Below are 15,953 nucleotides of genomic sequence, written 5' to 3'. Positions count from 1 at the left end.
GGTGGGGATTTCGGCCACAACTTCCGATGGCGGCACACCTATTTGGGAAGTAACCAATGAGGATATGATTGGCCAGCCAGCAGCTTATAGCACTGGTAGTTGGTTTGATTTGTACGATACCTCAAAAGATGGGGTGTATGTATTCTCTGCTGAATGCGAACCTAGGGAGACAGGAGGTGGAACGACCGACTGCGGTACGGAAATAACGAGCAGTGGTTTTTCCGACGGCATTGAATGTAACGAAGCCAACGGTGAAATTGCGGCCAATGACATTCTTGTGCCTGTTGATTCCGATCTTACCCTAAATAGCATAATGGCAAATATGGCCATCGCAGAAGGAGAGACCATAACCTCTGCCACTATTTGGATTTTTGAAGATGAATATGGCTATCCATATATGTATCCAGGATATGAAATTACCTCCCAAGTAGTGGTGCCCACTTCTCACACTTTTCTTTACAATGACGCAGATATGGACCTTTATGAAGTTTTGTGGGATCTTACCCCCATTGTTCTTGAAGGCCAAAGCGAATACGAAACCCGCTATTGGGTGGGGATTTCGGCCACAACTTCCGATGGCGGCACACCTATTTGGGAAGTAACCAATGAGGATATGATTGGCCAGCCAGCAGCTTATAGCACTGGTAGTTGGTTTGATTTGTACGATACCTCAAAAGATGGGGTGTATGAATTCTCTGCTGAATGCGAGCCAAGAGAAGGTGGAGGCGGAGGAGATCCTGGAGGTGACCCTGGAGAAGAGTGCGATATTGCTTTAGAAACTGATACAGACTTCCTTGGAGAAGGTGTAAATTGTATATTTTCTGGTCATAGTAGTACTAGATATGCAGCAAATGACCTCACTGTAGAACAAGGAACCGATAAGGTTCTTACAGCCATTAAGCCAAGTATAATTCTAGATGCTGGAGTAGGAATAGACGCCGTTCAGATTAGAGTCTATAAGGACAATAGTGGCTTGCCGGGAGAAGAAATTAATGAACAATATGTAGGCGTTACGTCGATGGATTTAAGAACTACTTTTGACGATAAAGAAGTATATGAGGTACTGATAGATATGGAGCCTGTGTTCTTAAGAGGTTATGAAGATGAGGACACGGTTTACTGGGTGGCAATAGCGGTATCAACTTCAGACAGCAGTATCCCATATTGGGAAGTTACCTATGAAAACAGTTTAGGAAACCCATCAGCACTAAATACGGGAGCTAATTATTCAAGTCCTAACCCCAATCAAGATGGGGTCTATACCTTTTATGCCACTTGTTTTGATATTGATGGCAATAACGGACCTAACGATGGCTATTGCCCGTTTTCATTTGTCGATGTAGAACAAACCCAGGATAATGATTGTTTTGGAATGGTGAGTGACGGTGGCATGTTTCAATCTTTTACCGCCGCAGAAGTAGAATCGTCTGGAGCGGGAATAAAGTTCACCGATCCCTCTCGCGGTATTGAAGTAACTCTATCCCTGTGGGACGGTCTTTCCACCCAAGGAGGAATTATGTTGGCTTCTCAAACAACACAAACATACGGCGAACAGTGGGTAGATGTTTTCTGGGGTGAAGCTGTCGATTTGGAAGTAGGAACGGAGTATTTCATTAGAGTAGAAGGCGATGACGAACTATCCTGTATTCGTGCTGCCCTAGATCCCTATCCAGGAGGTCAGGCTTATTCTAGATTTCAAGCCTATCCAGACTATGACTATACATTTAGAACTTATTATTGTAATGATATCAGTTGTATTCAGAGTGATAGCGGTTATACAGGTTACGATGAAAATAGTACGCTTACCTCAAAAGATCAAGATAATTTATTAGCAACCGATATAACAGTTCCCGTAGGTGAAAATTTCACTATAGATAAGTTATCAGTATTTGTTTGGGTGCTGCCAGGCGCCAATATTAACGATGCGGATATTGTTTTCTATCAAGACGACAACGGGTCGCCGGGTGAAGTAATGACAATCTTTGAAAACGTAGAACCCGTTTCCGAATATGTAAATACAAAATACGGTTTTGATATCTATGAAGTGGATTTTGAAATAGCTCCACTGTTTTTAAGTGGTGAAATTGATAACATAAGCACCTATTGGGTTAGCCTCAATATTGGAGCCAATTTGGGCAGTGCTTATATGAGTATAGGTTCCAGTAGAATTATGGGGAACGAAAGCTATAATTCACCTGATAATGGAATTACCTGGGAAGTAATAAGCGGTTGGGAAACAAGGTATGAGTTTTCAGGTTTATGTGAAACCATAGTACATAATCCTTGTGAACTTCCAGAATTGGCTATTGACCAATCTGCGGGTACAGGGTGTATAACCCATGCGCATACAGGAGCAGCTCAATCTTTCACAGCAACCATGGAGGCCTCTGCAGGGGCAGGAATAAAGTTCCTTGCCCCCTCAAATTCTCTTAACGTAACTTTATCACTCTGGGACAATCTACCAAATCAAGAAGGAAATATGCTTGCTACCAAAACGGTTCAAACTGTAGGGGAAAACTGGGTAGAGGTCTTTTGGGATGAGATAGTCCCTCTTGAATTAGACGCAGTTTACTTTCTTGTCATCGACGGAGATAATGGATTGCCTTGCTTATCTGGCAGTTTCGAAGATGTGTACCCTGGTGGACACTTATATGTTACAGACTATGAACCTTACCCAGACTGGGATTATACGTTCAGGATATATAGTTGTAATGTAGAAGATCCAGCAGGAAATTGTGAAGAAGAAAATCCAAACGATTTCACTTTTGAAACAGGAACAAACGCTTCTCCATATTCAGAATTTAGGACAGCGAATGATCTAACAGTTGCGGCAGGTGAAAACTTTACTTTGACCCAGATTGTGGCAAGTGTCATTTCCAACTATCCTATTATGGAGGTAGATGTGCATTACTACACCGATGATTCAGGCTTTCCAGGCGAGGAGATAGCAAGTGAAACTGGAATACCTGTAACAAGACAACGATTACTCGGGCAGCGTCAAACTATGAATGTTTATGAAATCTTTCTAGATGTAGACCCTTTTCTTTTCGAAGGGCAAATAAACGAATCCACAACCTATTGGATTAATATTCAATATACAGATCTCGGAAGCACTACAGAAGTTTATTGGATGATAACTTCTTCAACTTCTGTTGGTAATCCGGTGGCCTCTAGCGAGCTAGGTGGTGATTGGTATAATGTTAACCCTGACTATGATGGGGTTTATACGTGGATAGGTGAGTGCGAAGATGTTCTAAGTATAGATACGAGTACGCAGCATGAATTCTCTTTTTATCCAAACCCTACAAATGGGGAGCTCAATCTAAAGAGTAATGAGATTATGGAAGTTGTAACCTTATATAATATGCTTGGGCAAGTTGTTCAAGAGTATAGAATAAACGCCTCTTCTTCTAGTATTGATGTGTCAGGGCTTGCTGCTGGAGCTTATCTGATGAAGGTGTCAATCAATGGACAAATAAGTAGCTATAAGGTGTTGAAGGAGTAAATTGCTTCCTACTTTAATATTCCCTAGGGTCTTCTATTTATTTAGAAGACCCTTTTATATCAGGTGATTTTAGAAGGAATAATTTTAAAAAATACTCCCGTTAAATTCATTATTCAATCATTTGAATGGTAGCCCCTAATTTGAAAAAATATGTGTTATTATGCCTTATATGCGCTTAAGCCAATGTAGCACAGATCTTATGAGAAACTGGTAGTTATTAATTTTACGACAACCTCATCATTTCTTGCATTAGTTGATCTAGTGGTAGTTGTTTAGTGAGGTGCTTTAACGAGCTCTTTGCATTTTCTTTCATTTTATAGGTTTGGCTTCCTGTGATGTTGAGGTCTTCGACATTTTTGATTGAGGTTTCCATGACCACTATGTTTAGCAATCTTCTCATTTGATCTGAGCTTTAGGGAAAGAAATAATTGGAACGCTAGCGGACTCGCGCACCAGCGGGGGTATAGTTGAATGCTTTTCTTGGTTTGATATGGGATTATTTATTGCTGATTATAGCACCTCAATTTGATTGTAAAGGGACCTCAGCTTTAGATGGTTTATTGATTGAAGTGATTTGGGTTGGTTTTTAACATTAAATGGTTGATGTTAACATTTCATTTGGTTTATAAATAGGATTCGGGTACATTTGAGGTTAAATCAGTATAAACAGAAGTGTCCAATTAGGGATATATATATGCCAGGCTTTATGGAAATGAGGTTTATATGATTGTTGGCAATAATTTAAAACTAAAACTTTCATATGAAAAACATAATCTACATTTCATTACTTCTTATCAGTTATTTAAGCAATGGACAAAATGGTATCTTAAATGATTCTATTTTAAAACCTGGAATTTATTTAACAGTTGACCAAATTGTAAATAACCGTCCTATTCCAGCTCCGAATCTCATCTTTGAAAAAGATAGTGTTCATACTATGGTCAATTGGAAGAATACAGACATAAACATTTATCATTTGAAACTTTCTTGGCAACAAGCCGAGCAAACCACAAAACAGGGAGGAATATTAGGTTTTTGTGATGGAGAAAACATCTATTTATCTTCAACATTTAAAAAAAGTGATAGAGGACGATCATTTTACAAGGCGGAGCAAATTTGTCATTTCCTGTATTATGAAGGAATTAGTCTAGTATACATAAATTCTCGACCGGATCCTTTTGATAATTCTAGTCATTATTCACAAAGTATAGTCGATTTAAATAAAAAAGAGTTGAACATTGACGTAAATAACTCTAAGTTTAAAAAAATCATTTCCGACAATCCTAAATTACTTGATGAGTTCAAAAATGAAGACGATAAGTCAACGGTTTATAAAGAGTATTTAAAAAATTATTGTAATGAGTAAAACTATTGCCAACACTGTATAAAAAAAATAGGGCAAGTAAGTGCTAAACCCAATGTTTCAAGCACTTTTGCGAGGTCGCCAAATCTTTTGATTTGGCTTTTAGAACAAAAATATAAAACAAAATGCAAAAGATTTGGCTTGTGGATAATCCGAAAAGTAATCGCTTATTTACTGCCCTACTTCTTTTATACTAAACGTTGGCAATAATATTAAAAAAAATAATGGAAGAATATTTTAACACTTTGAACTTCGACAAATCGATTGGTCTTATAGGTTTTATTTTAACATTATTAAGCCTTCTATATGCGTTATTTGAAAGTAATAGAAATAAAACCAAGAAGACTATAGCGTTAAATTACGGTCAAACATTTTCAATATTTAAAAGTAATCCAACATTAAAAACAGAAGAACTAAAATTAATATGGAATAACAAAGAAGTCGGAAATCTTTTTCTTTTAGATATCTATTTAAAAAATAGTGGAAACACATCTTTAAAAAAAGAGGATTTTTTGAATCCAATATCAATAACTTTCGACAAGAATGTTGAAATTCTAAAAACTAAATTATTTTCTTCATCTGAATATACATTATTGGAATGGGAAAGTACTGAAAATGATATAAAAGTTGAAATAGACCGGCTTGAAAAAGGGAAATTAATTAAGGCAGAAATCATCTATACTAATGAATCAATTTCTCCCTTAGATGTTGATATTGCAATCTTAGATGGGAATATTGAAACAGTATCACTAAAAACAACAGAGAGCGAAAATACTGATAGAGAAATGGATGCCAAACTTTATAGCATTAGTGCTTATTATGGTAGAGTTTTAATTTTTATATTTTTACCATTGCTGGTAATGGCGGGTGCTAATAATATATTAGAGAATTATGGTTTTTTCACATCTACTCTAACCAAAATATTGATATTAGCTCCATTAGCTGTTTTAAGTTTATATAATTTATTTAAATATTACGGAGAAAGTATGAGTTTTAGAGACGTGAAAAATTGGATTGAATTTGAGAAAAATGAATAAATACTATTGCCAATAACTAAGCACTCCCCGATAAAATTCGGGGCAGGCTGTGTGGCCGGTACTGCCTGTCCCGATTTTTCGGGAACCGAATATGAATGCAGTGTTGACTGAACCGGTGTAAGTCGATTTGCCTCTATGGGGATTGGTCTGGTTTGGGATGGGTTTTCAGGAGTTGGTTGTTCCAGTTTTGGTTATACCGGACTCTTATACTTCTCTGTAATAAAAAAACACGTTGCTTTTTGTAGTTTTTCTACTCTGTTTTTCAGTTCAACGCATTGGAACGCGATGCAATCGCGCACCAGCGGGGAAAGTTTTTCAAAAATAGCCAAATTGGACTGTCAAGTCCTATAAACAGGCTTGAATATTGATTTTATCAAGAAAATAAGTCTGTTTTAAACCTTAGTTCCTGTTGCGGTTTACCCCTTATTCTTTTAGCACCTTCTCCGACCTGGTTGCAGACGTAATCAAGGGTAAGGTAGAATGTGAGGCATATTCTTATTTTTTCTACGAAATTGGAAAACGCGTGTTTTTTCCTGGCAATCGTCCTTAGGATTAGCTGGAGCAGAAGATATGTAATCAGGGCAATGTATATCTGGGACTTTACCGCATTCTCACTTGTGCCGACAAAGGTCTTGATCTGTAGGTTTTGCTTGATGGCCTTGAAGAACAATTCGATGTCCCACCGCTTTTTGTACAGGTCCGCTATAGTTCTGGCCGTCCAGTCCAGTTGATTGGTTATGATTTCTATTACCTTGTTCTCATCTGCCTTGTACACGTGTACCAACCGAAGTGGCACTTCACTAATTCCCGTCTCAACGGCCTTTTTGCTGGAAAGGATTATAATCTCATCTTTCAGGATATCCTGGTCGCAATTCTCCGGAAGTTCCAATTCCCTGACCGTTTCAAACACGGTATTGGTCTTAATGCGCGTTACGAATACATTCTCCGCAATTTCCCTCTGCAGCATCAGATGGAAATCAAAATAGGCCCTGTCCTCAACGACTACCGTCCCTTTTGGAAAGACCAATTGCTCTAGGCCATGCCTGTCGTGGAGCTTGGCCTGTGTGATATTGACCACGTCTGGTATCATCATGGTATCGTCCCAGCAGGTATGTATCTTAATACCTCCCTTTGCTGTCCGAAACTTTGCCCAGTCGAACATCGCCAGGCACAGGCTGATAACGGTACTGTCAATGAGCTTAATGTTTCGGTCTTTGATCTCTTTAATAATATGCGACTGATGGCGCTTGGAAAGGATGGCTTCATAATGGGTCAACAGCCTGTGGTATAGGGTCTCGAATACCTTATAGCTCCTTTTCCTGTTTCCGTCGCTCATCGTTGAGCGAGCTGGGCTCTGCCCAAGCCCCAAACTCGATATAAACGCCTCTGAGACCCCGATACCAGTAGAAATATCGCTCAAGGTCAGACACTTATTGAGCTGTCCGAAAGTTAAGGCCACAAATTGGTCCAAAGTCTTATACCTGCTGCACCCCTTGTCACTTTTATATTGCTCGGCACAGCGCGCAAGCATCCAAGAAGGAACTAGGTTTAAAATTTGGCGGATTAAAGGAGTGTCAGTATTTTTGGTTCGCTTGAAGAGTCCCATAAAATGTATTTTTAGTTCGCAAACCAAAAATACGGGATTCTCAAGCTATTGTAAAAAACAAACTTTCGGATAGTTGTGAATTTAAGTATAATAACCCAACTGAAGTCCTGCAAAACAAATGTTTTAAACTTCTGGGTTGAACTCATCAAGAAAAACATATACGCTCTAAACCCGTTATGAAGTCCATTTTTATAGCACTTTTTCTATTACTGAATGCGCAGCAAGAAACTAGGCAAGAATGTAATGTGAATATACAAACAGCCATAGAAGCTATGCACAAGCAGGAGCATACCAAGTCTTTGGAGCTTCTTATCAAGGCCCAGACGATAGCTCAGGAAAATAGGTGGTACAAGGAATTATTTTTATCTCTAAATAATATTGGAGCCAATTATTATAAGTTATCAGATTATGGGGAGGCACTCGAAAATTATCTCGCAGCCTATGACGTTGCCCTTGTCCATCTAGATTCCAAACAAGAGATGGTAGTTCTAAACAATATAGGTGTTTTATTCTATCAAAAAAGTAACCTGAAAGAAGCTGAAAATTATTTTTTTAAAGCCTATGAAATTGCTGTAGCGCATTCAGATAGTTTTAAAAGAGGTTTATATGCTATAAACTTAGGGTTGGTGTATAATAATGCAGAACGGCTGGAGGAAGCACATTCCTATTTGCAAGAAGCCTTGCCGTTGTTAGAAAACAATCAAAACGTTCTTTTACAAGGAAAATATGCGCTTGTGGAAAATCTTTATTTAAAAGGTGAATACCCAGAAGCGAAAAAATTATTGGAGATCTTAATTCCAGAGTTAGACCGTACAGAGTTTATTGAACAAAAAGCATCTGGTCTGTTATTGCTTTCCAAGATGGTCCAAAGTGAAGGAAATATTGAAAAAGCAAAGAATTATGCTCTTGCTGCTCGAAGTAGAAATAATAGTTTAGATGTTCAAATATTAGTACATCAACAGTTATCCAGTTTGACCTATAACAATAAGAACTATGATCTTGCACGAACTTATAAAGATTCGGTTATTTTACTTCAGGATAGTTTGCACAGCCTAAATGGCAACAGTCAATTTGAAGCCAATCGCGTAAAGTTTGCTCTACGCAATTATGAAATGGAAATTATTGAAAAAACGAAAAATTTTCAGACGGAACGAAAACTGTTATATATTATGTTTGGAGGGATTGTCATCTTGCTTCTAATATTAATTTGGGCTTGGCGAAGCAATGTTATTAAATTCAGACAGAAAAAAATTATAGAAGAAAGAAACCAAAAGATTAAAATACTGGAGATGGAGAGTGAGCTGGAAGCGAAAAACAGAAAATTAGCCGCAAAAGCATTGAATCTGTCCAGTAGAAACGAAATGCTGCAAGAGGTAATTCAGAATATAAAGGAGCAGCCAGATTTGGCTGACAAACCTGAAATTCGCCAATACGTTTCAAAATTAAACAAGTATTTAAAAAAGGACACCGCCAAGGATGACTTTCTAATACATTTCAATGAAACCAATTATGGATTCTTAAGTTCCTTACGCGAAAAGCATCCAAGTCTCAATGCCAACGATATTCGTTTTATTTCCTATTTATATATGAATTTATCTATAAAAGAAATATCCTCCTTGTTAAACATAACTCCGGATGCAAGTAGAAAAAGAAAGGAACGCATCGCAAAAAAGATGAATCTACAAGAAACGGCAGAATTATTTTCCTATCTCTCAACTATCTAAAACAAAGGGTTGTCGCATAATTTATTGTGGTATGTCCTACTTATTCGTGTCTTTTTTCGGTTGAAAATGATATGTATTTGGCAATTTAGCGCTATCAATCATTTTAAATAATAAACACTATGAAAAAACAAATTACACACTTCTCATTTTTTCTCCTAATCTTTTTGGCATGCAATCCATTCTATGGGCAATTAGAATTTATAGGGTCATCAGATTATGGACGTATTTTTAATATAACCTACGACCCTTTGGTTGAAAACAAACTTTATGCAACCTCTTTAAACAACCATATTCTCGCTTCTGAAGACAACGGAGAAAATTGGGATGTTTTATTTTCTATGACCTATGGAGAGGTAACAGAATTTCAAAAACTGAGGATGACAAATAACAATACAGCCTTGAGCTTTATTAAATACAATCAAGATTCTCCAGATAATACAATTTTAATTTTCGACTTAGAGACTGAAACTGTAATAAACGAAATTGAGATACCTGCAACTTCAAATATAAGTACCATTCAATCTTATAGTATTTATCCGCAGGATCCTGATATCATTTTAATGAATACAGTGTTGGATTTCGGAACATTGGAAAACACCTACTATACAACAGATGGAGGCCAGAATTGGGACGTTGTCTATTCCAAGAGCGATTTCAACGATGTTTCCTTAAACGATATTGCAATTAACCCAGAAAACCCACAACAATTAATTTTAACCCGAGGTTTTGGTCCCAATCGGGAAGAGGGGGGTATATTAATCTCCAATGATGCCGGTCAAACGTGGGATGAAAAGCTGGAGGGGGTTATTTTGAACCCAATAAGCTTTAATCCATTTAACACAGATGAAATTTATATAGGAACAGGGATGAGTTTTGGAAGCACTCCAGAAAACCTATACCGTTCCAGTGACGGTGGAAATACTTGGGAAATCATTCCGTTAATGTGGACGGCTGGAGAATTGGACAATATCAATTATATAGCATTTAGCCCAATTAATGAAGGTCAGATAATCGTACTGGAAGAAAATGAAATCGTAATTTCTATGGATAATGGCGTTTCTTGGACAAACTATGTATATGACATGAACGATGTCCATACCTATTATTCTGGATGGAATCTTTCTTTCAATCCTTATAATGAAAACGAAGTATTTATTAACAGTGATTATTTTCCGTTATTTTCGGAAGATGGAGGGGCAACTACGGTCTGGAAAAAGAACAACTATTTTAGGTCTACAGGAACTTTAGAATTGTTTTCTGGCACTACAGATCATCTGTATTATGGAGTTCAACAAGGCTATGTGCACCGCAATCTTTCTACCGGGGATGAAGCAGACTTTGACATCCTGCCTTTGACGGCCTATTCGCAAGGGGGAGCTCCTCCATTGTTTGTAGATAAAACCACGGAAAGCAGAGTGTTTATCTTTAGTGCTGGATGGTTGGGTGCCGACTTAAAAGTGAGTGTTGATCACGGGCAAACACAACATCAGATGCACAATACATATATGGACTATGTTGATGCGTTGGAAGCAAACCCTTTAAATACAGATGTAGTTTGGTATTCTTTATCTAACAATATGGGCAATGTGGAATTTTGGAAAGCCGATTTGAGCGATCTCAATGCGGTTACCACCACCCCAATAGAAATTCCAGATACAGGAACGGTTAACGGAATATATTTTGATGATGCTGTTTCAGGCAGGGTCATGATTGCCATTGGCACCCATATTTACAAAACTGAAGATGGTGGAGAAACTTGGACGAATTCTAGCGGAGGTCTGGAAGAATTGGTTGCAGATGTCGATTTAATTATAGACCTAGCAGTTAATCCATTAAATCCAGACCAGTTTAGTATTTCAACCAATAAGGGAATCTTTACGAGTGTTGATGGCGGGGATAATTGGACTAAGATATATGAGGATCTTGTTTACAAAACGTACCACTCCCCAGTTACGGAAGGCCACATCGTGGGGATTGTTCTCAATTCGGCCATTTCAGACTTTTCCCTTGTCTATTCTAGCGATGCCGGAGAAACCTGGGAGGAATTGGAAAACGACGACCTTCTTAAAACAGCCGCTACTGATGCCACCGTAAAGTTTCAGGAAGAGAGTGCTGAGGTTTATATAGGGAGTATAGATCTTGGACTCATGCTATATACAATCGATTTACATGAATTGGGAAATGAAGGAATACCTGCGATTTCTTCTTTGATTGAAGCCTATCCCAATCCGGTAAATGATATTTTAAATCTGGAGAGCGACGCGAATATTTTGACCGCAAGCCTGTACTCCTTAACAGGGCAGCTTTTACTTACAAAGCCTATCGGCAGTACCTCCACCCAATTGGATGTAAGCTTCCTGGCTGATGGAATTTACCTGCTTAGAGTTGAAAACGAAATAGGTTTTGAAACACTTCGAATAATAAAAAAATAGGCCAGAAAACAACGCCTATCTTAAGTTGGAAATATATTAATAAGGGTTTGACTTCGGGAAAAAGTCAGACTCTTTTTTTGTTGACCATTACGTTTATTTTATTCATACCTTCGCACCACATTTGGTTTGCTTTTGAAAACTTTCAGAGCAATTAAAAGGGAATCAGGTGCTATTGGTTTACACCAATCTAAACCTGAGCTGTTCCCGCAACTGTAAGCTTTGTCCATCGATGGTGGATGCCTGTAATTAAATCTTCAAGAATTCCACTGTTCGCCTCGGCGAATGGGAAGGAGAACTACCGGACGCGAGCCAGGAAACCTGCCACTTGTCAATCAATTTAAATACGTTGGCTTTCGGGTAAAATGCCTCGGGTTATGAAAGAAATTTTCTACATCCTGTTTTTTTACATGGGCTTTGGTCAGATGATTTATTCTCAAGGGAGTAGAGGTGTTTAACAATCTGGTTTTGAGTATTGATAGTGACAAAATAGTTTCTGTATCAATCTACCCAAACCCGACTACAAGTTACCTTTACATGAACACAAAGCATGCAGTGCAAGCAACCATCTATGAGATGAAAGATAGTATTATTTTGTTTTAAGTGAATAACGGGCAACACGGTTTAAGCATTTCCGCAATTCAAAATGAAGTACAAGTTTTACGTATAGGTTTCAAGAATAAAATGAACCTATTTAGATTTACAAAGAAGTGTATTTAGTTACTTATTAAATAATTAAAATGAATATAGAAAAACGAATAGAAAAATCGGAAACGCGAATTTTCAAGGCAGTATTCCCCAACACTACAAATCATTACGATACTCTTTTTGGAGGCACCGCTATGCAGCTCATGGACGAGGTGGCATTTATCACTGCTACTCGCTTTAGTAGGCAGCGTATGGTTACAATGTCTTCAGATCGTATTGATTTCACAAAGCCTATTCCTTCGGGGACTATTGTAGAGTTGGTTGGCAAAGTCTCCTATCTGGGCACAACGAGCCTAAAGGTTAAAGTAGAGATATATATAGAGGAAATGTATACCTATAGCAGAGAAAAAGCTGTTAGTGGCGTTTTTACCTTTGTAGCAATAGACAAAAATAAAAACCCTATTAAAGTTTTAAAATAATCGATTTATTTAAAAATCAACGGATTATCAGAGTAGAATAGATGGGTTTTTCAACATCAAAACAACAATTCGCAGCTTTCTATTAAACGATCACCCCAGCCTATCTCTCTACGAAACTTCTAAATAAATCATAACCCCATTCTACTTTAAACCTCCCAATCACTACCGCATAAGCGGTGAGTCAAAACTGGATTTTCTGGCAGTTCTTTGCTCGTCCAAAGCTTTTGCACAGGCGGGTGGGTGTGGCAGTTATCTGCACGCTTAACTTGCGGGCTGCAGAAAGCTAGGCACGTGGAGGTAAAATGTCGCATTATTTAAGTCCAATACCTGACACTGTGAAGCCGAAATCACCATCCCCTCAGCTACCGTGCGATTGCACCTCAAATCCGCAACTCTATAAAGAAGCATAGAAGTTTCTATGATTTCTCCTTCTAAAACTGTAAAAAGCAGAGATTGGCAATTTTAGGTGATTTTTTAGCTCTGTAAAAAGCGTACCTTTCCCTTTAAAGGATTTATTCTTTCTAAATTTATTGTTGAATGTTAAAGAACTTTTGGCACGAAAGGAATTGGTCAAATTTCCCAAAGGATAGTTCCATAGACCCTGAGGTGCCACTGTCTGGAACGATAGACCCACTTTGCCGGAACGGCAATAAATCTAAAAATGAACTTCTTGACCCTGTATTTTGGATGTAGGCCTTTTACTTTTTTGGAAAACAGGTTTATCAGGTAATGATAAATATTTCGGCAAATAGCAGTAATCTGTAAATAGACCTGATATTGCTCTAATGTGGAAAAAGGCAGTTTTTGCCACCCAAAATCATATTTTAAAACTTCAAACTCCCTTTCTATTGTTCCTCTTTGATTGTAATAGTGAACAATGTTTGGTTCGTCCATCTTTATTGTTTATAGTCTGGGATGGGTGAAGCCTGAACGGTGGTAGTAAGGCTCGTATTTGTTAGGATAGGCGAAGTCCTTTTTTAAATATTTATGGACTTGCTTTTCTGTTTTAGTTAAGGCGGTTTCGTAGCACATATTTTGTAGATTTGAGATGTGAGGCAGAGATGGTGCAGTTTTGCCCTTCGGCTCCGCTCAGGGATTAAGGTTCAGCCCTTTGATTGTTCTTCGGCTCTGCTCAGGAAAGGCTGATCGGGGTGAAGGTTTTAAGTTTGTGATAATTTCATTATTTCTTGCATTGGAACGCGATGCAATCGCGCACCAGCGGGAATCATAACAGAAATCGAAATCGAAATCGAAATCGAAACCGAAAACTAAATCTTAATTCTGGAATTGGGTGTTGTAGGGTGGGAGATGAGGGAAAGCTTGGGTACTGGAAAGGCAATTGTTAGGAACGCGAGCGGACTCGCGCACCAGCGGGGGTTTTGAAATACTGGGTGGCAGACATTTTACGACCAACGACGCACTGGCTTTCCAGAATTTAATACCGATGGTGGGGGAGTGGTTAACAATGGTAAAATTGCCAAACGTTTTGTGTACCTTCAAAATGAAATAGTAAAAAATGCTACAAACCTATATAATGCCATAAATAATTAATTTCCGAATGGCGATAATATAAACGAAGTGATGTAGTTGTTAAACTAAAATTAAGTGATAGTTTAAATTAGCGAAGGCCGTTTTAAACCTTGAGACAGCTTTTTTATTTTGTCAATTTCAAGTATTGTAAAAGACTTTGTTGATTATCGACTCTCGCTCCCGCACGAATCCTTAGTGTGGTGATGCACTCATTCTTTCACAGTTTTCTAAGTCTCAAGTGGTAAACCTATATCAGGAGGTGTACATCCCTACTTAGTGTTGACCGTTTTTAAATAATTTTCATATAACGTATACTAGGATGCATAAAACTGTTTGTTTAAATAGTTAAGTTTACAGCGTTCTATTTAAATAGTTTTTTATGTACCCCAAAATTGAATCCTACTTTTCTATTTTAATGCTTTTCGGTGCTTCACAGGCTTTTACTGGTATATATCTTTTATTTAAAGATAAACAAAGGCCCTATTCCAACAATATGCTTGCCTTGCTTCTTTTTGCTTGGGGGTTTTCGTGTTATTGGTTTTTTGCATTTATACATAAAGAGCCATTTTTCAGTGTTACTCTTACTACATTTATAGGACCGATGCTAGCACTTACCTTGTTTCCGCCTATATATTTGTATGTAAAATTCATGTTTTATGAATACAAAAAATTTCAATTTAAAGACCATTTACATTTTTTACCCATTTATATTTACTTAGGATTTACACTCTATTTATTTATAAGTAGCGACTTCTCCATAGCAAATATGCGTGAACACGAGTGGTATAATATTAGAATGAATATAAGTTCATATGTAGCAACCCTACAGGGGCCTTTCTATTTTATTAAAACTAATCGAATTCTAAAGAAAAGGTACCAAATCCTCCAAGAACAATACTCCGAAATAGAAAGCAGGAAGCTAGAATGGTTCCATGTTATTAACTATAGCTTCGCTTTAGTTTTTATAATAGGTGGAATTTCGGCAATAATTAAAATTACTTATATAGACCCCTATTTATTGTATATGGCGTATCATGCTGTAATTGCAATTAGTATTTTTTATATAACACTTATGATATATAAATATCCAAAACTTTTTAGTCAACCTATTCCTATATCTGAAGTCAGCTCAATAAATACAGTAAAACCTTTTGAAATGAAGCGTGATAAGGAATCAGGTGTAACTCACGAATCCTTTAACAAAGAAGCTGAAATAGAAAGTGAAATAATAGAAAAGTTAGACAAATTAATGAAAGAAAAGAAGCTGTATAAAAACCCAAACTTTTGTCTAAACGATCTAGCGACTGAAATGTCAGAAAAAAGGAATGCAATTTCATATGTGCTAAACCACAATCTAAACAAAACGTTTTATAATTATATAAACGAGTTGCGAATTGAAGAAAGCAAAAGATTGCTTTCAGATAAAAATCTTCTTCACTACACCATCGAAGGTGTTGCTGCAGAATCAGGATTTAAAACAATGTCGGTCTTTTATAGATTCTTTAAGGATATGGAAAACGTAACTCCAGCAGTTTATCGTAAATCTCGCCTTAATTTGTAGGTTGCTAATTGTCAATTTGTTGTGTTCAAAAGTGTTTGTTTGGGACTAAAAGGAGGACTATAAATTGGCGA

11 protein-coding genes and 1 riboswitch are annotated in these 15,953 nt (G+C 37.4%); of the genes, 8 read left to right on the top strand and 3 right to left on the bottom strand.

Annotation, left to right across the window (positions count from 1 at the left end; all coding sequences use genetic code 11):
* Nucleotides 1-3,505, top strand: a 3,505-nt coding sequence (locus tag QPK98_RS05785; protein WP_310992112.1) for a T9SS type A sorting domain-containing protein, incomplete at its 5' end; no start/stop codon positions are given.
* A 223-nt stretch (nucleotides 3,506-3,728) separates the two neighbouring features.
* Here the strand turns inward: QPK98_RS05785 and QPK98_RS05780 are convergent.
* Nucleotides 3,729-3,878 carry a hypothetical protein gene (locus QPK98_RS05780; protein ID WP_310992111.1) on the bottom strand — a complete coding sequence of 50 codons (150 nt, stop codon included), beginning with the start codon at nucleotides 3,876-3,878 and terminating at the stop codon, nucleotides 3,729-3,731.
* 387 nt (nucleotides 3,879-4,265) lie between these two features.
* Here QPK98_RS05780 and QPK98_RS05775 point away from each other — a divergent pair, with 387 nt between their 5' ends.
* Together QPK98_RS05775 and QPK98_RS05770 are read left to right on the top strand one after the other, a co-directional pair.
* Nucleotides 4,266-4,871, top strand: coding sequence for a hypothetical protein (locus tag QPK98_RS05775; RefSeq protein ID WP_310992110.1), 606 nt, complete (start codon nucleotides 4,266-4,268; stop codon nucleotides 4,869-4,871).
* Between the two features lie 197 nt (nucleotides 4,872-5,068).
* Nucleotides 5,069-5,905 (top strand): hypothetical protein, encoded by an 837-nt coding sequence (locus QPK98_RS05770; protein ID WP_310992109.1) that lies wholly within the window; start codon nucleotides 5,069-5,071, stop codon nucleotides 5,903-5,905.
* Nucleotides 5,906-6,278: 373 nt separating this feature from the next.
* On the opposite strand, the gene QPK98_RS05765 is transcribed toward QPK98_RS05770, so the two are convergent.
* On the bottom strand, nucleotides 6,279-7,511 hold the full coding sequence (locus QPK98_RS05765; RefSeq protein ID WP_310992108.1) for an IS4 family transposase: 1,233 nt from the start codon (nucleotides 7,509-7,511) through the stop codon (nucleotides 6,279-6,281).
* Between the two features lie 176 nt (nucleotides 7,512-7,687).
* Here QPK98_RS05765 and QPK98_RS05760 point away from each other — a divergent pair, with 176 nt between their 5' ends.
* The 4 genes from QPK98_RS05760 (at nucleotide 7,688) to QPK98_RS05750 (ending at nucleotide 12,791) form a co-directional block, all read left to right on the top strand.
* Nucleotides 7,688-9,235 carry a tetratricopeptide repeat protein gene (locus QPK98_RS05760; RefSeq protein ID WP_310992107.1) on the top strand — a complete coding sequence of 516 codons (1,548 nt, stop codon included), beginning with the start codon at nucleotides 7,688-7,690 and terminating at the stop codon, nucleotides 9,233-9,235.
* 119 nt (nucleotides 9,236-9,354) lie between these two features.
* Nucleotides 9,355-11,667, top strand: coding sequence for a T9SS type A sorting domain-containing protein (locus tag QPK98_RS05755; protein WP_310992106.1), 2,313 nt, complete (start codon nucleotides 9,355-9,357; stop codon nucleotides 11,665-11,667).
* 105 nt (nucleotides 11,668-11,772) lie between these two features.
* A riboswitch (cobalamin riboswitch) is annotated at nucleotides 11,773-12,007 on the top strand.
* 107 nt (nucleotides 12,008-12,114) lie between these two features.
* Nucleotides 12,115-12,267, top strand: a complete 153-nt coding sequence (locus tag QPK98_RS15770) for a T9SS type A sorting domain-containing protein (protein WP_494337529.1) — start codon at nucleotides 12,115-12,117, stop codon at nucleotides 12,265-12,267.
* A gap of 137 nt (nucleotides 12,268-12,404) precedes the next feature.
* The gene (locus tag QPK98_RS05750; RefSeq protein ID WP_310992105.1) at nucleotides 12,405-12,791 is read left to right on the top strand and encodes an acyl-CoA thioesterase; all 387 of its coding nucleotides are present in this window, start codon (nucleotides 12,405-12,407) and stop codon (nucleotides 12,789-12,791) included.
* Nucleotides 12,792-13,361: 570 nt separating this feature from the next.
* Here QPK98_RS05750 and QPK98_RS05745 read toward each other — a convergent pair.
* Nucleotides 13,362-13,685 (bottom strand): transposase, encoded by a 324-nt coding sequence (locus tag QPK98_RS05745; protein WP_310992104.1) that lies wholly within the window; start codon nucleotides 13,683-13,685, stop codon nucleotides 13,362-13,364.
* Nucleotides 13,686-14,700: 1,015 nt separating this feature from the next.
* On the opposite strand from QPK98_RS05745, the gene QPK98_RS05740 reads away from it, so the two are divergent.
* Nucleotides 14,701-15,882 carry a helix-turn-helix domain-containing protein gene (locus QPK98_RS05740; protein WP_310992103.1) on the top strand — a complete coding sequence of 394 codons (1,182 nt, stop codon included), beginning with the start codon at nucleotides 14,701-14,703 and terminating at the stop codon, nucleotides 15,880-15,882.
* Nucleotides 15,883-15,953: the final 71 nt, after the last annotated feature.

The sequence above is a fragment of the Aequorivita marina genome, assembly GCF_031631895.2.
Taxonomy (GTDB): Bacteria; Bacteroidota; Bacteroidia; order Flavobacteriales; family Flavobacteriaceae; genus Aequorivita; species Aequorivita marina.
Note: the sequence above shows the minus strand (reverse complement) of the source record. Positions and strands in the feature narration are given on the sequence as shown.